Source organism: Pseudomonas sp. B16(2017), from assembly GCF_002113205.1.
GTDB lineage: Bacteria > Pseudomonadota > Gammaproteobacteria > Pseudomonadales > Pseudomonadaceae > Aquipseudomonas > Aquipseudomonas pharyngis.
The window spans coordinates 73,915-100,010 of the sequence record NZ_NEKA01000006.1 but is presented as its reverse complement, the minus strand read 5'-3'; the positions used below and the strand labels follow the sequence as shown (position 1 = coordinate 100,010).

Genomic DNA, 26,096 nt, shown 5'->3' with positions numbered 1-26,096 from the left:
GGCTTCCCCGCCGTCCGTGCGGCCCTTATTTGTCATGTCCGAGAGCTTTCCATGCCCGTATCCGCCAACGTCAGCAGCGCCCCGATTGCCCACAAGGCCGCCGGTCACGACCCGTACGCCTGGCTGCAGGAACGCGACACCGACGCGGTGCTCGACTACCTCAAGGCTGAAAACGACTACCAGCAGGCACAGACCGCCGATCAGGCCGAACTGCGCGAAACCCTGTTCGAAGAGATCAAGGGCCGGATCCTCGAAACCGACCTTTCCCTTCCCTCGCCATGGGGCCCGTACCTGTATTACACCCGCACCACAGCGGGTGACGAATATGCCCGTCACTACCGCTGCCCGCGTCCGGCCGACGACAGCCTGACCCTCGACGAAAGCCGCGAACAACTGCTGCTCGATCCGAACGCTCTGGCCAACGGCGGCTTTTTCTCCCTCGGCGCCTTCAGCATCAGCCCGGATCACCAGCGTCTGGCCTACAGCGTCGACGCCTCGGGCGATGAGATTTACACGCTGTTCGTGAAGGAATTGTCCAGCGAGCGTGTCAGCGAACTGGAATTCCAGGACTGCGACGGCAGCATGACCTGGGCCAATGACAGCCTGACCCTGTTCTTCGGCGTGCTCGACGACACCCATCGCCCGCACAAGCTGTTCCGCTATCGCCTCGACGGCACGGCCGCCGAAGAGGTGTTCCACGAGCCAGACGGGCGTTTCTTCCTGCATTGCTACCGCGCCAGCTCCGAGCAGCAATTGCTGCTGTCGCTGAGCAGCAAGACCACCAGCGAAGTCTGGGCGCTGGACGCCCATCAGCCGCACCAGCCATTCACTTGCCTGGCGCCACGGGTCGAGGATCACGAATACGACGTCGATCACGGCAAGCTCGATGGCGAATGGACCTGGTTCATCCGCACCAACCGCGACGGCATCAACTTCGCCCTGTATCAGGCGCCGGACACCGGCATTGCACCGAGCGAAGCCGACTGGCAGAACCTGATCCCGCACAGCGATTCGGTGATGCTCGATGGCGTGACCCTCAACGCCGAAGCCCTGACGCTGAGCCTGCGCGAAGGTGGTCTGCCGATCATCGAAGTTCGCCCACACGGTCTGGCGCCTTATCGCGTGCAATTGCCGGACGCGGCCTACAGCCTCTATGTGCAAAACAGCCTGGAATTCGAAAGCGACCGCATTCGCCTGCGCTATGAAGCGCTGAACCGTCCAGCCCAGGTTCGGCAACTGATCCTCGCCACCGGCGAACAGACTGTGCTCAAGGAAACCCCGGTGCTCGGCCCGTTCGACGCCGACGCCTACGTCAGCCAGCGCCTGTGGGCGACCGCGCCGGATGGCACCCAGGTGCCGATCAGCCTGGTGATGAAACGGGAAATGGTTGGCAAACCAGTCCCGCTGTACCTGTACGGTTACGGCGCCTACGGTTCGAGCCTCGACCCGTGGTTCTCCCACGCTCGCCTGAGCCTGCTGGATCGCGGCATGGCGTTCGCCATCGCCCACGTGCGCGGTGGCGGTGAACTGGGCGAAGCCTGGTACCGCGCCGGCAAGCAGGAGCACAAGCACAACACGTTCAGCGACTTCATTGCCTGCGCCGAATTCCTGATCCTCAACGGCATCACCACCGCGCCACAACTGGCGATCAGCGGCGGCAGCGCCGGTGGCCTGCTGATCGGCGCGGTGCTCAACCAGCGTCCGGACCTGTTCGGTGTGGCGATTGCCGAAGTGCCGTTCGTCGACGTGCTCAACACCATGCTCGATCCGGATCTGCCGCTGACCGTCACTGAATACGACGAGTGGGGCAATCCCGAAGAGCCGGAGGTCTACGAGCGGATCAAGGCCTATGCGCCGTACGAAAACGTCACTGCACAGGCGTATCCCGCAACACTGGTGATCGCCGGCTATAACGACAGCCGCGTGCAGTATTGGGAAGCGGCCAAGTGGGTGGCGAAGTTGCGTGCGACCAAGACCGATGACAATCCATTGCTGCTCAAGACCGAACTGGGCGCCGGCCACGGCGGCATGAGCGGGCGTTATCAGGGATTACGTGACGTAGCGCTCGAATATGCATTTGTTTTCAAGGTTCTGGGCATTGCCTGAGGAACTCCGCCGGTCAGTCAGGTCTTAATTCCGGGCACCGGGAGCCGATAAGCAGATCGGCCCCCGGTGGCGAGCCTGCCACCCGACACAACAAAAAGACCGCATGACATGTCAGAACCAACCCTACTGAACAACGAAATCCGCGACTGGCTGATGGACTGCGGCCTGTTCGATCAATTGCAACTGGCGGATTTCGCCGCCGCTTCGGGTTACTTCAGCATCAGCACCGTGGCTGAAGGCGAAGCGATCTTTCGCGAAGGCGATGCCGGCAGTTTCATGTGCATCATCCACACCGGCCAGGTGGCCGTGCAGAAAACCGGCGGCGACGGCCAGGTCGTGACCATGGCCACCCTGCGCAGCGGCCGGGCGTTCGGTGAAATGGCCGTGCTCGACGGCGAACGCCGTTCAGCGACTTGCGTGGCGGCGAGCAACTGTCAGTTGCTCAACCTCGGCAAGGACTCGCTGGAAAAAATGCTCAACGACGCGCCGAAGATCGCCGCCAAGATCATCCGCGCCCTCGCCGTCTCCCTGTCCAAACGCCTGCGCATGGCCGACGGCCAGCTCGCCGCCCAACAGATCTAGCCCCCCGGGGATTTGGGTTTGCTGTCGTTCTGTTCCAGGCCCGGCAATGGCTGATCCTTGGTCGGCGGGCTGGGCATTTCGATCGGCACCAGTGGCGGGCCGCCACTGCCGGGGCCGGCCTTGGGAATCGGCACCGGGCTGATCTGCGGATACGGGGTTGGCGTCGCCGTGCCGGGCGAGCCCGGTTGCGGTGTCGGGCTGACGGGAATCGTCTGTTGCGCCTGTACGGCAGTTATCGAGAGCGCGGCCAGGGTAATGACCGTTAGAATGGTGCGCTTCATCAAGGGCTCCGTTGGCCTGAAGTCTGCCTTCAGGCTACTCCCAACGCGCCGGCTTGCCTTCCCCCCTGTAGAGATTTCCATGAAACGTTTCGTTCTGCTCGACACCACGCCGATCCCTGACAACGGTGGCGCCCTGTGCCTGTTCGAGTATGGCGAGGACTTCGTCATCAAGATCCAGGGCGGCGACGGCGGCCAATTGATGAACACCCGCATGCACGGTTCCGAAGACGCGCTGGCCGAGATCCCGTGTCGCAAGGTCGCCGGCCGGCCGAACTCGCGCGTGCTGATCGGTGGCCTGGGCATGGGTTTCACCCTCGCCTCCGCGCTCAAGCATCTGGGCAAGAGCGCCGAAGTGGTGGTCGCCGAGCTGGTACCCGGCGTGGTCGAGTGGAATCGCGGCCCGCTCGGTGAAAAGTCCGGGCGCCCGCTGCTCGACCCGCGCACGGTGATCCGTCAGGAAGACGTAGCCAAGGTGCTGCAAAGTGAGCCGAACGGCTTCGACGCGATCATGCTCGATGTCGACAATGGCCCCGAAGGCCTGACCCAGAAGGCCAATAGCTGGCTGTATTCCGCCGCAGGCCTGGCCGCCTGCGCCAAAGCGATGCGGCCCAAAGGCGTGCTGGCGGTGTGGTCGGCCAGTGCCGACCGGCAGTTTTCCGACAAATTGAAGAAGGCCGGTTTCAAGGCCGAGGAAGTCCAGGTCTTCGCCCACGGCAACAAGGGCACGCGCCACACAATCTGGATTGCCGAGAAGCTCAAGGGCTGAGCTAAACTTGCGTCATAACCGTCATTAGTCTTCTGCAAAGGTGAACCCATGAGTTCGTCCACCCCGACCAACACCTCGAAGCTGGATCGCATCCTCGCCGACAACCAGCGCGACAAGGAAATGGGCTACCGCGACAAGGCCCTGAAGATGTACCCGCACGTGTGCGGCCGCTGCGCTCGTGAGTTTTCCGGCAAGCGCCTGAGCGAGCTGACCGTGCATCACCGCGACCACAACCACGACAACAACCCGCAGGACGGTTCCAACTGGGAGCTGCTGTGCCTGTACTGCCACGACAACGAACACTCGCGCTACACCGACCAGCAGTACTTCGGCGAAGGCTCGCTGAGCACGCCGAAAATCGCCAAGGCCACGCACAATCCGTTTGCGGCGCTGGCGGGGTTGATGAAGAAAGAAGACTGAAGATCTTCATTGGCCACACCGGCCTCTTCGCGGGCAAGCCCGCTCCCACAGTGATCTCAGCCGATCACAAATTCTGAGTACACCAGAGAAACCTGTGGGAGCGGGCTTGCCCGCGAATGGGCCGGGACAGGCACTAAAAGTCTTGAATCTGCCCGCCCTCCCCCAATCCCCGTATAATCGCCCTCTTTTTCCCGAAGGCACCCCGCTCGTGGCAGACAAACGGTACAGCTGCATTGGTTTGTATAACCCCAAATCACCGGAAAACGTCGGTTCGGTGATGCGCGCCGCAGGCTGCTACGGCGTGTCGACCGTGTTCTACACCGGCAAGCGCTATGAGCGCGCCGCCGATTTCGTCACCGATACCAAGCGCGTGCACTACGACATCCCGCTGATCGGCATCGACGACCTGAAAAAGATCCTGCCGCTCAACTGCGTCCCGGTTGCCGTGGAACTGGTCGACGGCGCCCGCCCGCTGCCGGAATACACCCACCCGGATCGCGCCCTGTACATCTTCGGCCCCGAAGACGGCTCGCTGGATCAGGAGATCCGCGACTGGTGCGAAGACGTCGTGTACATCCCGACCACCGGCTGCATGAATCTCGCCGCCACGGTCAACGTCGTGCTCTACGACCGCATGGCCAAAGGCCTGAACACCCGCTCCGGACCGAAATTCCGCTGAAACGCCGCACATCCGATGGAACGAGCTGACCGCCTGCGCAGTCAGCTTGTTTATCCATTACTCATTGCCTGGAGAAAGATCATGACCGAGCTCAAACGTGTCGAACGTATCGAATCCACCCCGTTTCAGAGCCGTCCTGAGCAGAACGTCGAAGGCTGGGAGCGCATCGGTTCGCTGGCCGGCGGCGTGATCATGGTCGGCAAGGGCCTGCGCCGTGGCGGCGTATTCGGGCTGATTCAGGTGGCGATTGGCGGCGTGGCCATGGCCCGCGGCATCACCGGCCACAGCTCGGTGAAAAGCCTGCTGGAGAAAAGCCGTCAGGACATGAACAACGTGCGGGCGAAGATCGAGCGGGCCGGTGAAGAGCTGAGCAAGCTCAAGGCCAATGCCGAGGCGGCGACCAACACCGTCACCGTGACCGGCAATGACTCGGTGAAATCGCCGAAAGCCGGGGTTTGACCGCTACCGAAGCAACCCGCTATCAAGGACCTTGGACGACTCGCCGAGAACGCTTTCGGCGAGTTGCACAAACTCTTTGGTGTCCACCGTCCCCAGATGCATCGCCCCGCGCAGCACGTCGTCCAGCGAGCGCTTGTTGCGGGTCTTCAGGCGAATCTCGCCGTCCAGCTCCTGCAATAGCAACACCGCTTTCGACAGCTGCGCCGGGCTGATCTGCTCGCCGCGCAGGGTCGTGACTTTCTGACTGTCCTTGGTCAGTTTCGCCTGCAAGCTCTGATAACGCTCGTCACTCATGCCGCCGGCACGGCGCACCAGTTCAATGGCGTAATACTCGGCGAACCCTTCGCTGATCCAGTCGCTGCGCTGCTCGTCGTTGATCCGTCCGAACACCTGCGCCAGCTCGCGCACCAGTGCGCTGCTGCCGCTTTCGCTGACCAGCGGCAACCGTGTGTTGAGGTAGATCGACTCCCGCGCCGCCAGACTGCCGCGCCACATCGGGTCGTTGGCGCCGACAATCAGCAGTTTGCTCGGATGGCGGGGAAACACCGCCTGCACCTGTGGCCAAACGAACGTCAGCAGCGTCAGCACGTCCATCCGGCGCATGCCCTGCCCTTGCGGCGAGGCCACGGTGACTTCGGTTTCCCCCAACCGCGTGCGGCGGCTGCCGAGGTGGCCGGCGAGCATCCAGCCGGTCGGGCGGTCGAACAGGCGTGACGGATTGTCGATACGGAATTTGTTCTTGCCGATGCGCGGCCAGGCGGTTTCGACGCTCTTCCAGCCGTCGGGCAATTCGAAGTGCAGGCGCGCGACCAGCTCGATGCCGTCCTGCTGATCGAGCCTGGCTGGCGGCACCAGTTCATCGCCACGCATCAGCGCCCAGGTCGGGGTCATGCGCGTGTCGAAGCTGCCGTTCTTGCGGCCGTGGCTGATGCGTACGCGGTAGGTCAGGCTGGCCTTGTCCGCCGTCGGGCGCCAGACCCCGCGCGCCGGTTTGCCCGGCGTCAGTTGCCACTGGCCGTCGGCCTTGAAGTCGCTGTAGTGGCTGCCATCGCCGAGGTCGAAATCCAGGCTGCGCACCGCTTCGCCCTTGGCGAGGGTCAGGCGCACTTCGGCCTGATCGCTCTGCGGCAGCAGGCGTACCTGATAATCCAGATCGACTTTCTTCGCCGCCCACACCGGCGCACTCAGCGCCAGCAGCGTGACGATCAGCGCCCGGCGCAATCCCGTCGCCATACCTGCTCCTTGGTCAATCGTTAACCTGCGCGGAAAATCAGGTGATCTTCCCAGTCGTCTTCCGGCACGCTGCCTTCGGCGAGCATGCGCCCGGACTGGGAAATCCGTTCGTGGTGCACCGCGTCGCGATCACCGCAGACCAGGTGATGCCACAGCGGCAGGTCCTTGCCTTCGCTGACCAGCCGATAACCGCAGGTCGGCGGCAGCCATTTGAACGCTTCGGCCTGGCCCGGAGTGAGCTGAATGCAGTCCGGCACAAACTGCATGCGGTTCGGGTAATCGCTGCACTGGCAGGTTTTCAGGTCCAGCAGTTTGCAGGCGATGCGCGTGTAATAGACGCTGTTGTCTTCTTCATCCTCGAGCTTTTGCAGGCAGCACAGACCGCAACCGTCGCACAGCGATTCCCATTCCTCGTGATCGAGTTGATCGAGGGTTTTGCGTATCCAGAACGGTTCGACTTTGGCGGCCATGGCTCAAGCATCAACATCAGGTGGTGAAAAGGCCGCCAGTCTAGTGCCCAAGGCCCCGTGATCCAAGCGCTGGCGACTACCGGTTGTGCGGGGCTTGTCAGTTTTTGCACGGCCAAGTAGCTTTGCCGGTCACACCAGGCCTTTGCCGGATGCCATTAACGCTCGACCGCGTCGCATCCGGTGAACTGCAGGCTTGCGCCACAACCCCATCGTTCAGCCCAACTGATCCCGCCGGGTTTCGCTTCCAACCTGTCCTCAAACGTAGCAAGGAATCTTTCGATGAGTGCCAACCCTCGCGTTGCCGAATACGCCATTCACCCGCAGTTCACCGATCGCTGGTCGCCCCGCGCCTTCACCGGCGAAGCGATCCCGGAAGAAACCCTGCTGAGCTTCTTCGAAGCTGCACGCTGGGCGCCATCGGCATACAACTCGCAGCCGTGGCGTTTTCTCTACGCCCGTCGCGACACGCCCAACTGGGAGCGTTACCTGGGCCTGCTCAATGAATTCAACCGCAGCTGGGCACAGCACGCTTCGGCGCTGGTGATCGTGATTTCGAAAACCACCTTCACCGCACCGGGTGCGACCGAGGAAACGCCAGCGCTGTGGCACACCTTCGACACCGGTTCGGCCTGGGGCCATCTGGCGCTGCAAGCGAGCCTGAGCGGCTGGCACACCCACGGCATGGCCGGCTTCGATCAGGAGCTGACCCGCAAGGAGCTGAACATTCCGGAGGGTTATGCGCTGCACGCCGCTGTTGCGGTGGGCAAGCTGGGTGACAAGGCAACCCTGGCGGATTACCTGCAAGCACGGGAAACGCCGAGCCCGCGTCGTCCGCTGAGCGAACTGGCGGCTGAAGGCGACTTCACCCTCTAAGCCACACTGCAAAACGAACTGTGGGAGCGGGCTTGCTCGCGAAGAGGGCTTACCAGTCGACGACTTGGCTGACTGATAATCCGCTTTCGCGAGCAAGCCCGCTCCCACATTTTTCACTGCGGTGAATCAGTAACCGCGTGCGAAATCCACTTCCCCGCGCAACGCCTCTCCCGCCTGATACGCCCGCAAGTTGTCCAGAAACAACTGCACCATCATCGGCGGCGAGGTCGGCGCCGAGCTGTGCCCGGTCAGCAGCAAGCCCCACGCGGTCCAGAATGGGTGCCGTTGCGGTAGCGGTTCCTGACGGCAAACGTCGATCACCGCGCCGGCCAGATGGCCTTCCTTCAACGCTTCGACCAGATCTGCATCGACCACCGCCACACCGCGCCCGGCGTTGATGAACAACCCGGTCGGCTTGAATTGCTTGAACAGCGCAGCGTCGTAGATATCGTGGGTGTGCTCGGTGTTGGGCAGCAGATTGACCACGTAATCCACCTCGCCGACCAGACGCGGCAAGTCCGCCATCGAACCGACTTCGACAAACGGCGCCTGTTCGCGGGCGCCGCTGGCGATGCCATACAACTCGACGCCGAACGGCAGCAGGAACTGCGCCACGCTCTGGCCGATGTCACCGGTGCCGACGATCAGCACCTTGCGTCCGACCAGACTCTGGCCGGTGCGGTTGTCCCACTTGCGCTCGACCTGGCTGACCAGCCGCGCCAGCACTTCGCGCTCGTGGCCGAGCATGTAGGTCAGCACGTACTCGGCCATGACCTGACCGAAAATGCCGACCGCCCGGGTCAGGCGGTAATCCCGGCGCAGGCCGTCGGCCAGCAGCGGCGTGATGCCCGCCCAGGTCGATTGCAGCCATTGTGGCTCGTAGCCCTGACGCAACAGGGTCGCCAACAGATCCGGCTGGCCCAGCCACACCGGGCAATCGGCAGCCTGGCGGGCCAGTTCGGCGGAGTCGCCGCTGGTCAGCACTTCAAGCTCGGGGGCCGCCTGACGCAGCAGTCGGGCGTATATCGCGTGGTCGTGTTCAGCAATCAGAACGCGCATCTTCAAACCTTTCGCAAACCGTGCAGGCGGCCGTCCACTTCGTGGCAGCCGTCGCCGTAAAAACCGTTCCAGGGGTTACCAGAGGCCCAGGACAGGGCCTCGCGGATCAGACCGGATCGTTGCGTCGCAGCAACTCTTCGGGCAAGTGTTCGATGTACTCTTCCTCGGCCGGTGGCATTTGCAGGTGATAGCCCTGCTTTTCGAGGTTTTCCAGGACCACGGCGATGTCTTCGCTGGCCAGCTTGCGCTCGGGGGTCAGCACCAGATCGAAGGAATGCTTGGCCTTGCCGAACGCCGCCATCAGGCCTTCCGGCACGCGCTCCAGCGCATCGCTTTTGAGCACGTACAGGTACATGCCGCTTTTCTTCGAACTTTGATAAATGGAACAAATACGTTTCAAGGCTGTTCTCCGGCGGTGGCCAGGCTGTCGAGCAGCTTCTGGCCCATCAATTCGCGGCGCCAGCCACGCAGCGAATCAGGCAATTGGTAAGGGCCCTCGGGGAAGCCGCTTTTGACCAGCGCTTCGAGGGTTTTCTTGCGCAGCATCAGTTCCGGCGCGATGCCCAGACGTTCCGCTTCAGCCTGACCGAGCGCCCGCAGCTGTTTGATCAGCGCGGCGGCTTCGATCGGCAACGGCTCCGGCACGGCTGGCGGCCATTGATCAGGCCCCACACTGCCAGAGCGCTTGATCAGATCAAGCAGAAACTCGCCGTCCTGACGCACGGTACGCGGGTGCATGTCTTCGATCTTGCCCAGCGCGCTGAGGTTGTCCGGTTGGGTCCGGGCCAGCGGCCACAGGGAATGCTCACGCACGATGCGGTTGCGCGGCAAGTCGCGGGCGCGGGCTTCGCGTTCACGCCAGGCACACAGCTCACGCAGCACGGCCAGTTGGGCGCGGGACAGTTTCCACGCCAGTTTGGCCTCGCGATACACCTCGTACGGATCGGTTTCGCGGCGCAGGTTGGCGACCAGTTCGGCGCCGTCCTCCAGCACCCAGGCGTATTTGTCGTCGGACAGTTTCGGACGCAGTTGTACGAAAACCTCCGCCAGATGCACGGCGTCTTCGGCGGCATAGCTGATTTGCGTGTCGGACAACGGACGCTGCAGCCAGTCGGAACGGGTTTCACCCTTCGGCAGTTCGATGCCGAGCACTTCCTGCACCAGACGCGAATAGCCCATCGAGAACCCGAGGTTCAGGTAGGCAGCGGCCAGTTGCGTGTCGAACAGCGGCGCCGGCAGGCTGCCGGTCAGGCGCAGCAGGACTTCAAGGTCTTCGCTGCAGGCATGCAGGACTTTGAGCACCGCCGGGTTTTCCAGCAACGCGGCCAAGGGTTGCCAGGCGTTGATGGTCAGCGGGTCGATCAGGTAGGCGCGTTTGCCGTCGCCGACCTGCAACAGCCCGGCAATCGGGTAGAAGGTGTCGACCCGCATGAATTCGGTGTCGAGGGCAACGAACGGCAGCTGCTGCCACTCGGCGCAAAACTGCGCGAGGCTATCGTTGTCGCGAATCCAGTGAATATCGATGGCCACACGGCTCTCCCTTCAAGAATGGCGCGCAGTATATATCGCCACCGGCGCTTTCCGCGCCTCTACAGGGCAAGAGCTTGATGAAATCTCCTGCCTGAGGGAAAGAATAGTCTTACAGAGTGAGTCTGCCGGCTCAGTCCTTGGCCAACACGCCATCGATCACCGCGCCCCGGCAGCCGGCAAACAGGTCGAGATCCTGCTGGTAGACCTTGCTCTGCACTTCCAGCAGACCGAGCATCGAGTGGAACAGATTGTCCTGGCTCAGCGGCTTGTCGCGGCTCATTTGCAGGCAATGGGTGTCGACCGAGTAGGACTTCTGATAGCTGTCGGAGAACCACGCCAGCATCGCTACGTGTTTCTGTTGCTCCGGCGCCAGCATGTACGGTGTGCCGTGGAGGAACAGGTTGTATTCGCCCAGGGATTCGCCATGGTCGGACAGGTACAGCATGGCGGTATCGACCTTGTCCTGATTGCTGCGCAGTACGTCGATCAGGCTCGACAACACATGGTCGGTGTACACCAGCGTATTGTCGTACCCGTTGACGATGCTCTCGCGGCTGCAATTGTTCAGCGCATTGCTTTCACATACCGGGGTGAAGTGCTCGTATTCCTTTGGATAACGCTTGAAATACTCCGGGCCGTGGCTGCCCATCTGGTGCAGGACCAGCACGGTGTCCTTGTCCAGGTGATCGATGAAGCTTTGCAGGCCCTGCAACAGGATTTCGTCGCGGCATTCGCTGTTGGCGCACAGCGCCGGATCCTTGAGGTTGCTGACGTCCTGCAGGGTGACGCGATCGCAGGTGCCTTTGCAGCCGGACTGGTTGTCGCGCCAGATCACGTCGATCCCGGCCCGTTTCAGTACGTCCAGCAGCCCTTCCTCATTCTTCGCCTTGCTGGCGTCGTAGTCCTTGCGGCCCATGTTGGAGAACATGCACGGCACCGACACGGCGGTTTCCGTGCCGCAGGAATGCACATCGGTGAAAGCGATCAGGCCGGCTTCCTTGTCCAGTTTCGGCGTGGTGTCGCGGCCATAACCGAGGATGCCGAAGTTTTCCGCCCGGGCACTCTCCCCCACCACCAGCACCGTCAGGGATTTGCGCGGATGATTCTGCACGGCGGCATTGCGCTGGGCGTCTTCGCCGATCGTGACAAACGGTTGCTGCGCCGAAGCCACCTGCTCGCGCAGATAACCGGCCGAAGCACCGATGTAGTTGCTCGGCACCAGCATCAGGCGAATTTCGTGGTGATTGCGAAACAGCGAGGACAACCCCTGATAGTTGGCCAGCGCCACGCCGCCAATGACGGCAACCGACGCGACACTCACCACAACTTTGCTTAATAACTCGCGATGCCAGCGACGATAGTTGACTGGAACTTTCCATAACAACCAGGACGGCAAGACACCCAGAAAAACGATATAAGCCAGCAACTTCAAAGACAGCAGGTCGCGAACTTCCGTGGCATTGGTTTCGGCAAAGTTGCGAAACATGCCGGCATCGATCATGACCCCGTATTGGCTCATGAAATACGCCACGCCGGCACTGACCATGAACAACAACGTCAATACGGGTTTCAATACGGGTCGAAACGCCAGCAACGTCAACACGATGTTATATGCCGCGAAGATCATCACCCCGAACGCAATACGCATGGCAATGCCCTTGCCGTCCGCAGCGGTGATGTCGAACAGGTGTTGCCAGAGAACGAAATTGAATCCGGTCAAAAGAAAGGCGCTGGCAAACAACGTCACCCATTCCGGGCGCACGGCTTTTAACTTGAACATGGCGAGGGGCGATTTCCTTGAAATAAGTGCCGTCGTCAATTGTGAAAATTTCATTGACTCAGACCACACAAACTTTATGCAGGCAACCATCAATTTTTTGTGAAAAAGAAGCCAACGATTAGTTGGCACATGAAATAACCATGAAACTTGCAGCGTATTTGAGAATGATTCAGCTGTGGTTCAGTCGCGGGCAACGAAAACGCCGTATCGAATTTCTCGATAGCGCTCCCGACTTTCTGATTTGCCGCCCCGCTCGCCTGCCCGCCTAATCGACAGTCTCTGGTTCAAAGGTTTGAAGATGGAAAACGTTCGCGCCGCTGCCCGCCCCGCCCTCTGGCTGATGCTCAGCATCATCCTGGTCGCCCTCAATTTGCGCCCGTCGATGGCGGCGGTGGGTCCTTTGCTCTCGGCCATTCGCGGCGATATGCCGCTGAGTTTCAGCCTCGCAGCGTTGCTGACGCTGCTGCCGGTGATGGCGATGGGGCTGGCGATGTTCTTCGGCATGGCGGTCAGCCAGCGCCTTGGTGAACAACGCACGGTGCTGCTGTCGTTGCTGATCATTGGCGTGGCAACGCTGTCGCGGTGGTTTCTCGACTCGGCGGGGGAATTGATCGCCAGCGCCGTGCTGGCCGGGATCGGCATTGCACTGATCCAGGCCTTGATGCCAGCGCTGATCAAATCGCGGTTTCCCGACAACGTGGCGCTGTGCATGGGGCTTTACGTCACTTCGATCATGGGCGGCGCGGCGCTGGCCGCATCGTTCGCACCGTGGGTGATGGTGGAGACCGGCAACTGGCGGGCAGGTCTGGCGGTCTGGGCGGTTTTGGCACTGCTCGCCATTCCTGTGTGGTGGACAACCCGCGCCACGTCACCGGACACCATCCGGACCGTCGTCAGAAAAGAATCTTTCTTCACGAATTCCCGCGCCTGGTTGCTCGCGATCTTCTTCGGTCTGGGCACCGCGTCCTACACCTGCGTGCTCGCCTGGTTGGCGCCGTACTACGTGGAAAAAGGCTGGAGCGAACAAAACGCCGGCCTGATGCTGGGTTTTCTGACGGCCATGGAGGTGATTTCCGGGCTGGTGGTGCCCGCCATCGCCAATCGCAGCCGTGACCGACGCCTGGTGCTCGGCGCTCTGCTCGGATTGATCATCGCCGGATTCCTGGGTCTGATCCTCAGCCCGCAGCACCTGAGCCTGCTGTGGCCCTGCCTGCTCGGGCTGGGCATCGGCGGACTGTTCCCGATGAGCCTGATCGTATCCCTCGATCACCTCGACGAACCGCAACGAGCCGGCGGGCTGACCGCATTTGTACAAGGCATCGGCTATCTGATTGCCGGGCTCTCGCCCCTGATGGCCGGCGTGGTTCGCGATCGACTGGGCAGCTTCGAGTGGGCGTGGTGGTCACTGACGGCAGTGATGGCGCTGATGCTGCTGATGGTGCTGCGTTTCAACCCGCGGCATTACGCGCGGCACATGGGTTAATCTGGCAGACCCGTCTGGATAAAGGCTTCTGGCCATCTTTGCCGGGTTTGATTGGGCACGTCGTGTTACTAAAACTTTCTGTCCCACAACTGACCGTGAAACGTCCTACAGGGCTTTCTCCTGGCACCATCGTTCCGTTACGATCATGCGCACACGTTTGCGCGGATTCGGCGCAAGGAGCACAGCGAGACAGAACGGATGCTGAACAGTAACTTGCTTAGAAAGCTCGACATGCAGGATCTCATGGTGTTTGTCGCCGTGTATGAGCAAAGCAGCGTCACCGACGTCTCGGAGGCGCTGTTCGTCAGTCAGTCCACTGTCAGTTACTGCCTGAAAAAACTGCGCACCAGCTTCGAAGACGAATTGTTCGTCAACACCCGCACGGGCATGCGCCCGACCTACAAGGCCAGCAGCATGTATGGCCATGTGCAGAAAATCCTCGAAAGCATCAACCTGTGCCACGCCGGCGCCCCGACCTTCGACCCGATGGCGCAACCGGTGACCTTCAACATCTGCGCCCCGGAATACTTCGAACAACTGATCCTGCCGCGAATGTTGAAGCGCTTCGACTTCGATGACTTGCCGGTGATGGTCAACATGCACAAGTTCGAAACCGACGTGCCGGTCGAAGAGTTGCGCGACGGCAGCCTCGATCTGGTGATCTGCTTCGGCCCGCACTTCCATCGCAGCCACGCCGATCTGAAATCACGCATGCTGCTGGAAGATGACCTGGTCTGCGTGTTCGACAAACGCGCCACGCCGCTGGAACCGCGCCTGAGCCTGCAAGCCTTCACCGAACGCCGGCATGTGTTCCCGACACCGTGGACGTCGACCACCAACATGGTCGATGGCTGGCTGGCGCGCCAGGCGCAGAAACGCCAGATCGTCGCCCGCTCCAACAGTTACAGCGCGGCGTTGAAGATGATCACCGGCACCGATTTCATCCTGACCCTGCCCCGGCGCATTCAGCGTTTACTGACCAACGACGCGGTGTTCAATCACTGCGAGGCGCCGAACGGCCTGCCTGGGTTCACCCTCGACATGCAGTGGAGCCACAACGTCGATCAGGACAGCGCCAACCTCTGGCTGCGCGAGCAGGTCATCAAGACCTGCGCGGAACTGGAAACGGCCTGAGTTCTACACGCCGATGGCGATCTTGTTGTAGCCCCCGCGGTCAATGTCGAGCAGCTCCACACTCAACTGCACCTCAACCCCGGCCGGCCATTCACACAGATCCTGCAATACCGCCAACAGGCTCTGCGACAGTTGCGTCTTGATCTCCGAGGAACGACCGCTGAGCAGCGCCAGCCTTACCGCCACAAAGGCGCGCTCGTTCATGGCGGTACCGACCTTGAAGGTTTCAACCTTGGTGGCACGACTCTTGATATCGAACTCCGCCGAGAATTGACCGGAACCCACCAGCGTGTTGTTGAGCCGGATCAACGCCACGTCGGCGTTCAGTTGCGGCAGGTTGGCGGTGTATTCCAGGTGCAGATGTGGCATCTCGGTGCTCCAGCGGTTCGGCAGAAAGGTCGTACATATAACACAGCATCGTCTGACTCACTCCAACGACGACATCACCGGCCGCTCACTCATGAATTGCTCCAGCCGCGAACGCAGCCAGCGCTCCGCCGGATCGCTGTCGACGTGGCTGAGCCAGACCATCGACAGGTCGAGGGTCGGGGTCTTGAACGGGAACGGCTCCTTGAACAAGAACCCGGAAGCGGCCATGGCGTCGGCGGTGTAATCCGGCAGGCTGGCGATCAGGTCGGTGCCGGCCAACAGCGCCGGCAACGAACTGTACTGCGGCACCGACAGCACCACCTGACGGGTGCGACCGATGTCCGCCAGCCACTCATCGGCGTAGCCACTGACATTGGCGGTGTGGGAAACCAGCACGTGAGGACGTGCGCAATATTCATCGAGGGTCAGCGGCGTGTCGGACTTGTCGGCACGCAGGATGCTCGGCTGAATGTGTCGCAACAATTTGCGCTTGGCATTGGCCGGAAGGCCGCGGGTCTGGCTGATGCCGACGGTGATATCGCCCGCCGCCAGCAAGTCGGGAATCCGCCAGTAATCGACATGCTGTACGACGAACACCACGCTCGGCGCCTCCTGACGCAAGGCGCGCAACAGCGGCGGCAGCAGGCCGAATTCGACGTCGTCCGACAGGCCGATGCGAAACGTCATGGTGCTGACGGCGGGGTCGAAATCACGAGTCAGGCTCAGCGCCACCGACAGAGAATCGAGCGCGGGCTTGAGATGGCGATAAATGTCTTCGGCACGGGCAGTCGGCTCCATGCGATGGCCAACGCGAATGAACAACGGATCGTTAAGCAGGGTGCGCAGACGGTTGAGCGCCGAGCTGATCGTCGGCTGGCCGAGAAACAGCTTCTCGGCGGCCCGCGTCACGTTGCGTTCGAGCATCAAGGTCTCGAACACCACCATCAGGTTGATGTCGGCCTTGCGAAGTTCATTGCGGTTCATCCATTGCCCCCCGATCCCCAGATGGCGGCAGTGTAGAAAGGCCGTGGGGGCGGCGTCCATCGAAACGCTGCATCATTGCACCGTTAACGTCTTCAGCCCCAGGCCCATAATCCGCGAATCGTCGTTGATACCCAGCTGCCGAGGGCTGACGGCATCCGGCAGCTGCAATTCGATGTCGAGCCGGTCATCCCTCCCGAGGCGCTGGTTGAGCGCGGCACTGATCGGAATCTCCAGGCGGTTGCCTTGAAACTGCGTCAAACGGGTCTCCAGTACCCGTTGGCCATTCAGGCTGACGATCACCCGCTGGCCGGGGTGCCCGGGCTGAATGAATGCCAATGCGTCGATCACGATCGAGCGTGCCGGTGGCGATACTCTCAATTGGATTTTCGCCTGTTGTCCTTCCGTCCACGTCCCCCAGCTTTCCGGCTTCGACCAGCCGCCGGTCAGTTGTCGGTTGCGATAGTTGAAGGTGAGCGTTTGCCCTGGACGAGTGAGCGGCGTGAGCAATATCTGCTGCCCTTCATCAGGCATCTGCAGGCATTCCCTGCAGCGCTTCCAGCCAGGCGCCAGTAACGCTACCCCGTCCACGCGCGTCAACAGATCGGTTTCACTGCTGATGCTCCATGCGGCATCGACCAGAGCGTCGTCATCAAGAACGTACAAGGAGTCCGCGTCGTACTGCCCCGAATCGAACATCGCGCGTGCTTTCTGTTGTGCTTGCGTCAGCGCCGAAGTGCTCATGCGTCCCAGATACACCGCATCGGTTTTCATCCCGTGGGTCGCTGCGAAACCGGCGATCATCTGCCAGCGATCGCTCTGATTCTGCGGCATCAGGCTGCGCACATTGGCGTAACGCGCAGCAGCACTGGCCCAGAAGGAATCAACCATCGGGCTACTCCAGACCGATGACGGCGCGAGCATTTTCCCCTGCCTGATAGCCATCCATCCGCTGCGGGTGTCGGCAACCTGGATCAACAACGCGACGGCAAGCAGAGCGATGGCGATGCGTGGCCGGTAACCGCGTATCACCAGAAAAATCATGGTCAGGATGCAGGCATACAACACCGGCCAGAACATCCGCCCCGAGGCCCGAAAAATACTGGCCAGGGCAATGACGCCATCCGGCAGCGGATACTCGAACGTCAACGCCCCAATGCCTATTCGGTTCGACAGCGCGAAAAGCCATAAACCGAGCATGACCAGCAACAGCCATGGACGAGCACGTACTTCATCCTTCAAGGAATGCCGGTTGCGCAGCCAGGCCAAAAAAGCCGGCGGCACCAGCAACAGAACGCCCAGGCCAAAGTAGTTGAAACCTTCGTAATCTCCGTCAGCCTTCGGCAGGTCGGGCAGGATCAATGACCAGCCGGCCGGGTCGAGGGGCGACAGCAGATTCATCCGGTACAAACCAAAACCGCCCGAGGCCGCACCATCGGCAATGCTGAAGTACCCGGCCTGCCAGCAACACATGCTCACCAGGGCGAAAAGCATGCCGCCCTCGATCAAACCCTGACGCCGACTCAAAGAATGAATGAAAGTCTTGCCCAGCAGATCCAACACCCAGATCAGCGCAACCATGGCCAGCAGATAGGCGTGCACCCATGCCGTCACCGCCAGCAAGGTGCCCCAGGCCAAGCGCCGTCGGCGCAGGTTCGGCAGCAGCGCGAGGTATAACGCAGCCAGGATCAGGAAATGGCCGGCCAGTGAAAGATGCCCGCCCATGCGCAAGAACATCGCTGGCGAGAACACCAGCAGCCCGGCACCCAGTAGTCGAATCACGGGATTGGCCGTCATCAGCCCCATCAGTTTCCAGCCAAACCAGGCCTGCAGGACACAGCAGGCCAGCAGCCACAATCCGAAATACTGAAAGGTGTCCGGCAACCAGGCACTGAATGGTTTGAACAACAGCGCCAGTAGTGGATTGGAGTCGGAAAAAATGATCGCGCTACCCAGTTCCAATCCATATGACGGATTGAGCCCGAGCGGGAAAGTCCACGGCGAATGTCGGAAAAACGCCCAGCCCAGATAATGCGTGGCCGGATCGCCCTGCTCCAGCCAGGCGATGTTCTGCGGGTTCAGCGCTTGCGGTCCGACCACCAGAAAAAACACCAGAGCACCCAAAAACAATGGCAACAGGGAAAGTGCCGGGTGCTCCTGTGAGTCCTTCATCGATACGTCCAGAAGTTATGCAGTACGAAGGTGAATGCCGGAATCGTCAGCGCCACGGCACCGATTCCGGCGAGATAGTGCAGCCCGGCCATCTGTGCCGCCCAGGCCACGAACATCGCCAACAGGAAACCGCCCGCCGAAACCAGCATGAAACGCAGCAGGGTTTTACCGTGCAGTCGGGCCGAAAAACTCCAGGTGGTGTTGATCACGTAGGACACCAACGTCGCCACAATAAAAGCCACACCGTTGGCCAACGGAGGCAGGGGGCTGACAAAGTTGATGAACTGCACCGCCACCAACGCATGCAATGCGGTGACAAACAGACCGGTCACGGCAAAGCGCAAGCCGCGCTGAATCAAGGCGGATCTTTCGGTGGATGTCACGGTTTGCGCGCCAGCACGAAGACACTCAGACCCGCCAGACGGTTCGTGCCCATCAAAGGCAGCTCAAGTCGGCACAGCGTCTTCAGGACGGAATTGACCAGCGGATGATGGCGCTTGAGCTGCGAACGGGGGGCCGAGCCATGGGCAGTACCAGGCAACAGACGGGAGGCAAGCGCAATGGGGAACACCGCGCCGAAATAGTAGGCACCTCGTTCAACCTGCAACCCGGCATCGGCGGCCAGGTTTTCGAACTGCGTCAGTGTGTAGCGACGCTTGTGTTCGAGGAAATCATCGTGCCCGCTCCACATGAACTGGAACGCCGGCACGGTCATCAGAAAGCGGCTGCCGGATGGCACTTTATCGACGTAGGACTTGAGCAGGCCGAGGTCGTCATCGACGTGCTCCAACACATCCATCAGCAACACCAGATCAGCGTCGACGTTGTCGATCGAGCGACGGTAATGCACCGGTTTACCGGCGGTGGTGGCGCTCGAATCGGCCGGATAGCTGATGTCCACGCACCACGCTTCGCGCGCCGCCGTGTGGCTCAACAAATGATGGGAGAAGAATCCTGAACCGGCGCCGACGTCGAGAATTCGTTTGATCGGCGTTTCACCCAGCAAGCGGCGGGTGGCGGCCGCTTTGGAGCAGTAATACCAATGCTCGCCGATGCTGTCGCCGAGGATGTCGGTTTCCTTGAGGTCCATCTGTCAGTCCTTGGATTCGTAGATGCGGCGCACCAGGAAAACCGGCCGGCGCTTCGCTTCGATATAAGTGCGGCCCAGGTACTCGCCGAGCACGCCGATGCCAATCAACTGCAAACCGCCGAGAAACGTCACGGCCACCATCAGCGAGGCGTAACCGGGCAAGTCAACGCCATGAATCAGCGTGCGCAGCACAATGAACATCGCAAAGGCGAACGACACCAGAGAGACCAGCGCCCCCAGATACGTCCAGATCCGCAACGGTTCGGTGCTGAAACTGGTGATGCCCTCCAGGGCGAAATTCCACAGCCGCCAGCCATTGAACTTGCTCTGCCCCACCGCCCGCTCCGCGCGTTCGTACTCGACCTGGGTGGTGCGAAATCCGACCCAGGCGAACAGACCTTTCATGAAGCGCCGGGATTCGGGCAGCGTCAGCAGCGCGTCGACCACGCAGCGATCCATCAGCCGGAAATCACCGACGTTTTCCGGTAATGCCTGTTCGGCAATTTTGTTGTGCAGGCGATAGAACCAACCGGCGGAAGTCTGCTTGGCCCAGGAGTCGTTGCGCCGGCTGATGCGGTGGCCAAGCACCACTTCAAAACCTTCGCGCCAGCGCTCGATCATTTGCAGGATGACCTCGGGCGGGTCCTGCAGATCGACATCGATTGGCACCACGACTTGCCCGGTGGCCGTCTGCAAACCGGCGGACAGCGCCGCCTCCTTGCCGAAGTTACGGCTCAGATCGACGATACGGATGCGCGAGTCGCTCTGCTGGCAGTGCAGCAAGCGCTCCAGCGTTGTATCGGAACTGCCGTCATTGACGAACACCAGTTCCAGCTCGACCAGCGTCTCTTGCTCGAAAACCTGCCGAATGCGCAGGAGAAAACCGTCGAGGCTGTCCTCTTCATTGAATACGGGCACTACCAGCGACAGCGTCACCGGGCCCGCGTGTTGCGTTCCGTGCGGATGGGTCAATGGAGTGCTCTTTTCTTATAGTGTTGGTGGGTCGCCGAAACGGATTCGACGCCATGAGCCTCGCCGTATTAAGCAGCACCCAACCAGGTCACGCAAGGGCGCAGCGAGGACGTACCTGCCAATCCAAAGGTCGATCCCGACGCTCTGCCCCGCACCTGACGGAAACATTCTCCAACGATTGGAAACAAATCCTCGATAGCCAAAAAACCGCGCTCCGCTAGGCTTGCGTCGAAGCGACAGGTTGTCGCACAAACGCATCGCATGGAGCGAATTGAATGTATTTCGAGATTTACAGGCAATCCAAAGGCACCCCGAGCACCGGTAAAGGCCAATGGCGCTGGAGATTAAGGGCGGGGAATCACGAGACGGTCGCCAGTGGCGAATCGTACGTGAACAAGGCGGATTGTCTGCATGTGATCGAGTTGATCAAAGGTGTGAAGGGTGAGACACCGGTCAAGGAGATCTGAGGAAAACCCAAAACGCCGGGCTGCCTGTATTGGCAGCTCCGGCGACTGAACGAATGCGGTTTCAGAACCTCTCGGGAATGTGCCTGAACGGATAATCCGACTCTTTATAACCGCCCGGTTTCTGCCGTTTGGGCAAGGTCACCTTCTCTCGCGGCACCTCCTTGTAGGGGATGCGACTGAGCAGATCCGAGATGATATTGAGCCGCGCCCGACGTTTGTCGTTCGAGTTGGCCACAAGCCACGGTGCGTAATCGGTGTCGGTCGCTTCGATCATGTCGTCCCGCGCCCGGGAGTAGTCATACCAGCGGCTGTAGGACTTGAGGTCCATCGGCGACAGCTTCCAGATCTTGCGACCGTCGACAATGCGCGCCTCCAGGCGCCGGGTCTGTTCTTCCTGACTGACATTCAGCCAGTACTTGAGCAGGATCACCCCCGAACCGACAACTGCGCGCTCCACCAGCGGCACGGTCTTGAGAAACTTGTCGACCTGTTTGTCCGTGCAAAAACCCATCACCCGCTCGACGCCGGCGCGGTTGTACCAACTGCGATCGAAGATCACCACTTCGCCGGCCGCCGGCAAATGCGGCAGATAGCGCTGCAGGTACATCTGGCTCTTCTCGCGATCGGTCGGGGCCGGCAACGCGATGACGCGAAAGACTCGCGGGCTGACCCGCTCGGTCAGCGCCTTGATGGTGCCTCCCTTGCCTGCACCGTCGCGGCCTTCGAAGATGATGCAGATCTTGATGCCTTCGGCCTTCACCCACTCCTGCATTTTCACCAGTTCGATATGCAGGCGGCGCAACTCGGCAAGGTAGTCCTTGTTCGACAGTTTTATATGTTCGTCAGGTTTTTCTCGGGGCGAGTCTTTCTTCTTTCCCTTTGCCATGACCAGACCTCTCGGGTTGGAACGACAGCCAGGCTCGTCGGCAATGCATGACCTGGAACCGGAAAGTTTAGTCATTTATCGCAAAACGCAAGCAAACGGGCGGTAACGCTCAGGCAACGTGCTTATTGCGAAAAAGCCTGTGCAGTTTTTGACGGAACGCCAATCGCCAACCATTCTCCATCACGGCGCAGCTTCCGATGTCGGCCGTTGATGCCTCGCGTGTTGCAAACCTGCCATCTGGATGTGGGGAAGAGGTCATGCACAGTTCGCTCTTGGGTGCCGCGTCGCTCATGCTCGCCTTGAGCGCTGCACCGGTCCTGGTGCAGGCCGCGGATGCGCCTGAGGCCCAAGCGGCGGCTACCGTTCCGGCCAAAGATGCCGTGTTTACCACGGAGCAGCTCGACCAGATGCTCGCGTCGATTGCGCTGTATCCCGATCCACTGCTCGCTCAAGTGCTGATGGCCGCCACCTATCCGGGAGAAGTCGCCGAAGCCGTGACCTGGTCCAAGGCCCATCCGGATGCCAAGGGCGATGACGCGGTCAAGCAAGTGGCCAGCCAGACGTGGGACCCGAGCGTGCAGGCCTTGGTGGCGTTTCCGCAGGTATTGGCGACACTGGGGCAGGATCCGGTCTGGGTGCAGCGTCTGGGGGATGCCTTCCTGGCCCAGCCTGACGAACTCATGGCCGGCGTTCAGCGCTTGCGGCGTCAGGCGCAGGCGGCGGGCAATCTGCAGAGCAATCAATATCAGAATGTGACAGTGCAGAACGTAACGCCGCCCATCTCTGCCGGGACAACCAAGCCGGCCGACAACACGACCATCATCATTCAGCCCGCCGATCCGCAGGTGGTCTACGTTCCGACCTATAACCCGACGACCACTTACGGCACCTGGCCTTATCCGGCCTCGCCGCCGGTGTATTACCCACCGCCGCCCGCTTATTACCCGGGTCAGGCACTGGTGGCAGGATTGGCTTTCGGTACGGGCGTGGCGGTCGTCGCGTCGTTGTGGGGCGACTGCGATTGGAGCAATAACGATATCGACATCGATGTAAACCGTTACAACAACATCAACGCCAACAACCGGATCACCAACAACCAGAACAAGTGGCAGCACAACACCGTGCATCGCGATGGCGTGCCCTATCGTGACAACCGCAGCCGTACGCAATATGGCCGGCAGCTGGATGGCGCGGCTCAGCGTGATGCCTATCGCGGGGACAACGCGCAGCGGACGCAGGCGCGGGAACGGGCGCGCAGTTCGATGGACAGAGCCGGTTTCGAACGCCCCGCCTCCAGCAATCGGGAAGCCCGCAATCAAGTCCGCGAAGCGCAATCTGCCAATACCGGCAACCGGATGCAGGGCGGTGCGGACAGGCCCCGAGCCGCCGACCGCGCTCAAGGCAACACGCGGGAGGCGCGCCAGCCCGGCGTCAATCAACGTGAAACCCGTGCGAATCAAAACCGACCCGCCGCGGGCAGTGCGCGAAACAACGCCTTCGCCGGCGCGCGCTCTCCGTCCCAGACCCGCGTCCAGGCCGATCGCGGCCGGGCCAGCCAGATTTCTGCGCAACGTCCCAATACCTCCCGCGCCGCCGGACATCAGATCAGCCGGCCATCCGGCGGGGGCATGCGTCAGAGAGGAGGTGGCCGTCGATGAACATCCATTCTCTGGTCAAAAACTGCCTGACCCTCGCGGCCGGCCTCGCATTGTCGACCTTCGCCTCGGCCCAGCAGGTATTTCCAACCCCGGAAAAAGCCGCGGACGCCTTCGTCGAAGCCCTCGGCACGCAACACGCCGACCAAAAACGCCTGACCGAACTGCTGGGCGAGGAATGGCACAGTTTCATCCCCCGTGAAGGCGTGCAGCGCAGCGATGTCGATGCCTTCCTGCAGCAATACCGCGAACAGCACACCCTGGAAAAGACCGGCGACAACAAGGCCGTACTCTCCGTCGGGCCCGATCACTGGACGCTGCCCATCCCCCTCATCAAAGACAAAACCGGTTGGCGCTTCGACATGAAAGCCGCGCAGGTCGAAATCCGTGCCCGTCGCATCGGCCGCAACGAACTGGCGGCAGTGCAATCGGCGCTGGCCTACCACGACGCGCAAATGGACTACGCCTCGGAAGACCGCGACGGCGACGGCGCCCTCGAATACGCACAGAAAATCTTCAGTTCCCCCGGCAAACACGACGGCCTCTATTGGCCAGAAGACGACAGCGGCCAGATCAGCCCCCTCGGCCCCGCCTTCGGCCAGGCCATCAACGACGAAGACTGGCACGGCTACCACTTCCGCATCCTCGACGCCCAAGGCCCGTCAGCCCCGGGCGGCGCCTACAGCTATCTGATTGGAGACAAGATGAGCCGCGGATTCGCCTTGATCGCCTGGCCAGCGAAGTATGCCGACACCGGGGTGATGAGCTTCATGATCAGCCATGAGGGCCAGGTTTTTCAGAAGGATCTGGGGCCGGATGGGGAGAAGGTGGCGAAGGCGATGACGCGGTTTGATCCGGATGATAGTTGGGAGGTGGTGGATTTGGGGCAGAAGTAGTTGGGGTGTCGAATTGCGCCGGATCAGAAACGAAAAAGCCCCGCAGCTTCTCAGCTACGGGGCTTTTCTATGTTTGGCGGAGAGATAGGGATTCGAACCCTAGGTACCGGTGAAGGTACAACGGATTTCGAATCCGTCCCATTCGGCCACTCTGGCATCTCTCCAACGGCGCGCATCATAACAACACTTTCGCTGAATGGGAAACCCCCAGACGAAATTTTTTCCGTGCTATCAGATGCTTGCGTCGATTAAAGCGGTACGCCCAGACGGTTGGCGACTTCTTCGTAGGCTTCGATGACGTCACCGAGGCCCTGACGGAAGCGGTCCTTGTCCATCTTCTTCTTGGTGTCCTTGTCCCACAGACGGCAGCCGTCCGGGCTGAACTCGTCACCCAGGACAATGGAGCCGTCACTGAACACGCCGAATTCAAGCTTGAAGTCCACCAGCAAGAGGCCTGCGTCGTCGAACAATTTGCTCAGGACTTCGTTGACCTTGAGCGACAGTTCTTTCATGCGCGCCAGTTGCTCGGCGGTGCCCCAACCGAAGGCAACGACGTGGGATTCGTTGATGAACGGGTCGCCCTTGGCGTCGTCCTTCAGGAACAGTTCGAAGGTGTACGGGTTGAGCTTCATGCCCTCCTCGACGCCCAGACGCTTGACCAGGCTACCGGCGGCGTAGTTACGCACGACGCACTCGACCGGGATCATGTCGAGTTTTTTCACCAGCACTTCGTTGTCGGCCAGCAGTTTGTCGAATTGGGTCGGAATGCCGGCCGCTTCGAGTTTCTGCATGATGAAGGCGTTGAACTTGTTGTTCACCATGCCTTTGCGGTCGAGCTGCTCGATGCGCTTGCCGTCGAACGCCGAAGTGTCGTTGCGAAACAGCAGGATCAAGCGGTCAGCGTCGTCGGTCTTGTAAACCGATTTGGCTTTGCCGCGGTAGAGTTCTTCACGTTTTTCCATGATGGGCTCCGCTTGCTAAGTAGATGGGCTAGGCGATGTGGCGCCAGTCGAGCCCTGAATCTTGATCGGCCAGTTGCAGCCAGTCCGGGTCGCACCCGAGGGTGTCGACAAAACATTGCCGGGCCAGCTGCGGCAGGTTGTTCTTGCTGCTCAGATGGGCCAGGACCAGGTGTTGCAGGCCTTGCCAGCCCAACTCGGCCACCAGGAATGCCGCCTGATGGTTGTTCAAATGTCCTAGCTCGCCGCCGACCCGCTGCTTGAGAAAGTACGGGTAATGACCACGGGCCAACATGTCGCGACAATGGTTGGACTCGATCATCAACGCATCGAGATCCCGATAGCCGTCCAGCACCCGCTCGCAGTATGAACCCAGGTCGGTCAGCAGGCCGAAGCGCCGCTGCTCTTGATCGCTGAATACGTACTGGGTCGGTTCCTGTGCATCATGGGCCACGGCAATGACCCCGATGTTCAGAGCACCGATCTGCAACTGCTCGCCACCGGTCACGAAACCGGCAGGTTCAATCGGTTTGCGCATCCCGCGCAGTGTGCCGCGACTGAGGTAGACAGGCAGATTGTAGCGCCGAGACAGCAAACCCACGCCATGCACGTGGTCGGCATGTTCGTGGGTTACGAGTATCGCGCTCAGTTGCGCCGGGTTCACACCCAGGCGCAACAGGCGTTTTTCGGTTTCCCGCAGGGAAAAACCACAATCCACCAGCACATACGTATCAGCACTGGCGATCAGCGTGCCGTTCCCTTGGCTACCGCTGCCGAGAACGGCAAAACGCATT

28 protein-coding genes and 1 tRNA gene are annotated in these 26,096 nt (G+C 61.0%); 12 read left to right on the top strand and 17 right to left on the bottom strand.

Annotated features, from left to right (window positions below; all coding sequences use genetic code 11):
* Positions 1-51 precede the first annotated feature (51 nt).
* Positions 52-2,106, top strand: a complete 2,055-nt coding sequence (locus CAG25_RS12045) for a S9 family peptidase (protein WP_085611596.1) — start codon at positions 52-54, stop codon at positions 2,104-2,106.
* 108 nt (positions 2,107-2,214) lie between these two features.
* Positions 2,215-2,688 carry a cyclic nucleotide-binding domain-containing protein gene (locus CAG25_RS12040; RefSeq protein ID WP_007956482.1) on the top strand — a complete coding sequence of 158 codons (474 nt, stop codon included), beginning with the start codon at positions 2,215-2,217 and terminating at the stop codon, positions 2,686-2,688.
* On the opposite strand, the gene CAG25_RS12035 is transcribed toward CAG25_RS12040, so the two are convergent.
* Entirely contained in the window at positions 2,685-2,969 is a 285-nt protein-coding gene (locus CAG25_RS12035; protein ID WP_039772629.1) for a hypothetical protein, read from the bottom strand. The two genes, CAG25_RS12040 and CAG25_RS12035, sit on opposite strands and share 4 nt — an antisense overlap.
* Before the next feature lie 79 nt (positions 2,970-3,048).
* Here CAG25_RS12035 and CAG25_RS12030 point away from each other — a divergent pair, with 79 nt between their 5' ends.
* The 4 genes from CAG25_RS12030 to CAG25_RS12015 all read left to right on the top strand — a co-directional run bounded on the left by CAG25_RS12030 (position 3,049) and on the right by CAG25_RS12015 (position 5,293).
* Positions 3,049-3,735, top strand: a complete 687-nt coding sequence (locus CAG25_RS12030) for a hypothetical protein (protein ID WP_011332930.1) — start codon at positions 3,049-3,051, stop codon at positions 3,733-3,735.
* Positions 3,736-3,783: 48 nt separating this feature from the next.
* The gene (locus tag CAG25_RS12025; protein WP_007944009.1) at positions 3,784-4,155 is read left to right on the top strand and encodes a YajD family HNH nuclease; all 372 of its coding nucleotides are present in this window, start codon (positions 3,784-3,786) and stop codon (positions 4,153-4,155) included.
* Positions 4,156-4,363: 208 nt separating this feature from the next.
* A complete protein-coding gene (locus CAG25_RS12020; RefSeq protein WP_007958066.1) occupies positions 4,364-4,834 on the top strand; it encodes an RNA methyltransferase in 471 nt (156 codons plus the stop codon).
* 81 nt (positions 4,835-4,915) lie between these two features.
* Positions 4,916-5,293 (top strand): DUF2892 domain-containing protein, encoded by a 378-nt coding sequence (locus tag CAG25_RS12015; protein ID WP_085611597.1) that lies wholly within the window; start codon positions 4,916-4,918, stop codon positions 5,291-5,293.
* 3 nt (positions 5,294-5,296) lie between these two features.
* On the opposite strand, the gene CAG25_RS12010 is transcribed toward CAG25_RS12015, so the two are convergent.
* Positions 5,297-6,526 carry a hypothetical protein gene (locus tag CAG25_RS12010; protein ID WP_085611598.1) on the bottom strand — a complete coding sequence of 410 codons (1,230 nt, stop codon included), beginning with the start codon at positions 6,524-6,526 and terminating at the stop codon, positions 5,297-5,299.
* A 20-nt stretch (positions 6,527-6,546) separates the two neighbouring features.
* On the bottom strand, positions 6,547-6,996 hold the full coding sequence (locus tag CAG25_RS12005; RefSeq protein WP_085611599.1) for a YcgN family cysteine cluster protein: 450 nt from the start codon (positions 6,994-6,996) through the stop codon (positions 6,547-6,549).
* A 279-nt stretch (positions 6,997-7,275) separates the two neighbouring features.
* Here CAG25_RS12005 and CAG25_RS12000 point away from each other — a divergent pair, with 279 nt between their 5' ends.
* The gene (locus CAG25_RS12000) at positions 7,276-7,869 is read left to right on the top strand and encodes a nitroreductase family protein (protein WP_011332926.1); all 594 of its coding nucleotides are present in this window, start codon (positions 7,276-7,278) and stop codon (positions 7,867-7,869) included.
* Positions 7,870-7,995: 126 nt separating this feature from the next.
* On the opposite strand, the gene CAG25_RS11995 is transcribed toward CAG25_RS12000, so the two are convergent.
* From CAG25_RS11995 to CAG25_RS11980, 4 genes are all read right to left on the bottom strand, one after another.
* A complete protein-coding gene (locus CAG25_RS11995) occupies positions 7,996-8,928 on the bottom strand; it encodes a D-2-hydroxyacid dehydrogenase (protein WP_085611600.1) in 933 nt (310 codons plus the stop codon).
* Between the two features lie 106 nt (positions 8,929-9,034).
* A complete protein-coding gene (locus tag CAG25_RS11990) occupies positions 9,035-9,328 on the bottom strand; it encodes a YcgL domain-containing protein (RefSeq protein ID WP_007958052.1) in 294 nt (97 codons plus the stop codon).
* A complete protein-coding gene (rnd, locus tag CAG25_RS11985) occupies positions 9,325-10,458 on the bottom strand; it encodes a ribonuclease D (protein ID WP_039772643.1) in 1,134 nt (377 codons plus the stop codon). Before rnd ends, CAG25_RS11990 begins: the two co-directional genes overlap by 4 nt.
* 130 nt (positions 10,459-10,588) lie before the next feature.
* Entirely contained in the window at positions 10,589-12,238 is a 1,650-nt protein-coding gene (locus CAG25_RS11980; RefSeq protein WP_085611601.1) for a phosphoethanolamine transferase, read from the bottom strand.
* Between the two features lie 298 nt (positions 12,239-12,536).
* Here CAG25_RS11980 and CAG25_RS11975 point away from each other — a divergent pair, with 298 nt between their 5' ends.
* Positions 12,537-13,721, top strand: coding sequence for a cyanate transporter (locus tag CAG25_RS11975; RefSeq protein WP_085611602.1), 1,185 nt, complete (start codon positions 12,537-12,539; stop codon positions 13,719-13,721).
* A gap of 198 nt (positions 13,722-13,919) precedes the next feature.
* Positions 13,920-14,855 carry a LysR family transcriptional regulator gene (locus CAG25_RS11970; protein ID WP_064594151.1) on the top strand — a complete coding sequence of 312 codons (936 nt, stop codon included), beginning with the start codon at positions 13,920-13,922 and terminating at the stop codon, positions 14,853-14,855.
* Between the two features lie 3 nt (positions 14,856-14,858).
* On the opposite strand, the gene CAG25_RS11965 is transcribed toward CAG25_RS11970, so the two are convergent.
* The 6 genes from CAG25_RS11965 to CAG25_RS11940 all read right to left on the bottom strand — a co-directional run bounded on the left by CAG25_RS11965 (position 14,859) and on the right by CAG25_RS11940 (position 20,439).
* On the bottom strand, positions 14,859-15,224 hold the full coding sequence (locus CAG25_RS11965; RefSeq protein ID WP_085611603.1) for a 5-carboxymethyl-2-hydroxymuconate Delta-isomerase: 366 nt from the start codon (positions 15,222-15,224) through the stop codon (positions 14,859-14,861).
* Positions 15,225-15,281: 57 nt separating this feature from the next.
* Positions 15,282-16,208, bottom strand: a complete 927-nt coding sequence (locus tag CAG25_RS11960; protein WP_085611604.1) for a LysR substrate-binding domain-containing protein — start codon at positions 16,206-16,208, stop codon at positions 15,282-15,284.
* Positions 16,209-16,280: 72 nt separating this feature from the next.
* The gene (locus CAG25_RS11955) at positions 16,281-18,377 is read right to left on the bottom strand and encodes a DUF6311 domain-containing protein (RefSeq protein WP_085611605.1); all 2,097 of its coding nucleotides are present in this window, start codon (positions 18,375-18,377) and stop codon (positions 16,281-16,283) included.
* Positions 18,374-18,760 carry a GtrA family protein gene (locus tag CAG25_RS11950; protein ID WP_085611606.1) on the bottom strand — a complete coding sequence of 129 codons (387 nt, stop codon included), beginning with the start codon at positions 18,758-18,760 and terminating at the stop codon, positions 18,374-18,376. Before CAG25_RS11950 ends, CAG25_RS11955 begins: the two co-directional genes overlap by 4 nt.
* Entirely contained in the window at positions 18,757-19,467 is a 711-nt protein-coding gene (locus CAG25_RS11945) for a bifunctional 2-polyprenyl-6-hydroxyphenol methylase/3-demethylubiquinol 3-O-methyltransferase UbiG (RefSeq protein WP_085611607.1), read from the bottom strand. Before CAG25_RS11945 ends, CAG25_RS11950 begins: the two co-directional genes overlap by 4 nt.
* Positions 19,468-19,470: 3 nt before the next feature.
* A complete protein-coding gene (locus CAG25_RS11940) occupies positions 19,471-20,439 on the bottom strand; it encodes a glycosyltransferase family 2 protein (RefSeq protein ID WP_085611608.1) in 969 nt (322 codons plus the stop codon).
* Between the two features lie 275 nt (positions 20,440-20,714).
* On the opposite strand from CAG25_RS11940, the gene CAG25_RS11935 reads away from it, so the two are divergent.
* A complete protein-coding gene (locus CAG25_RS11935; protein ID WP_039772660.1) occupies positions 20,715-20,906 on the top strand; it encodes a DUF1508 domain-containing protein in 192 nt (63 codons plus the stop codon).
* Positions 20,907-20,967: 61 nt separating this feature from the next.
* Here CAG25_RS11935 and ppk2 read toward each other — a convergent pair whose 3' ends face one another.
* Positions 20,968-21,792, bottom strand: a complete 825-nt coding sequence (gene ppk2, locus CAG25_RS11930) for a polyphosphate kinase 2 (protein WP_085611609.1) — start codon at positions 21,790-21,792, stop codon at positions 20,968-20,970.
* A gap of 257 nt (positions 21,793-22,049) precedes the next feature.
* On the opposite strand from ppk2, the gene CAG25_RS11925 reads away from it, so the two are divergent.
* Entirely contained in the window at positions 22,050-23,450 is a 1,401-nt protein-coding gene (locus tag CAG25_RS11925) for a DUF3300 domain-containing protein (RefSeq protein ID WP_085611610.1), read from the top strand.
* Positions 23,447-24,343: a DUF2950 domain-containing protein gene (locus CAG25_RS11920; RefSeq protein WP_085611611.1), complete on the top strand. Its 897-nt coding sequence runs from the start codon at positions 23,447-23,449 to the stop codon at positions 24,341-24,343. Before CAG25_RS11925 ends, CAG25_RS11920 begins: the two co-directional genes overlap by 4 nt.
* Positions 24,344-24,417: 74 nt before the next feature.
* On the opposite strand, the gene CAG25_RS11915 is transcribed toward CAG25_RS11920, so the two are convergent.
* The 3 genes from CAG25_RS11915 to CAG25_RS11905 form a co-directional block, all read right to left on the bottom strand.
* Positions 24,418-24,507: transfer RNA gene (locus tag CAG25_RS11915), tRNA-Ser, on the bottom strand.
* Positions 24,508-24,591: 84 nt separating this feature from the next.
* The gene (purC, locus tag CAG25_RS11910) at positions 24,592-25,305 is read right to left on the bottom strand and encodes a phosphoribosylaminoimidazolesuccinocarboxamide synthase (protein WP_007958019.1); all 714 of its coding nucleotides are present in this window, start codon (positions 25,303-25,305) and stop codon (positions 24,592-24,594) included.
* A gap of 28 nt (positions 25,306-25,333) precedes the next feature.
* Positions 25,334-26,095 carry an MBL fold metallo-hydrolase gene (locus CAG25_RS11905; protein WP_011332911.1) on the bottom strand — a complete coding sequence of 254 codons (762 nt, stop codon included), beginning with the start codon at positions 26,093-26,095 and terminating at the stop codon, positions 25,334-25,336.
* Position 26,096 lies beyond the last annotated feature (1 nt).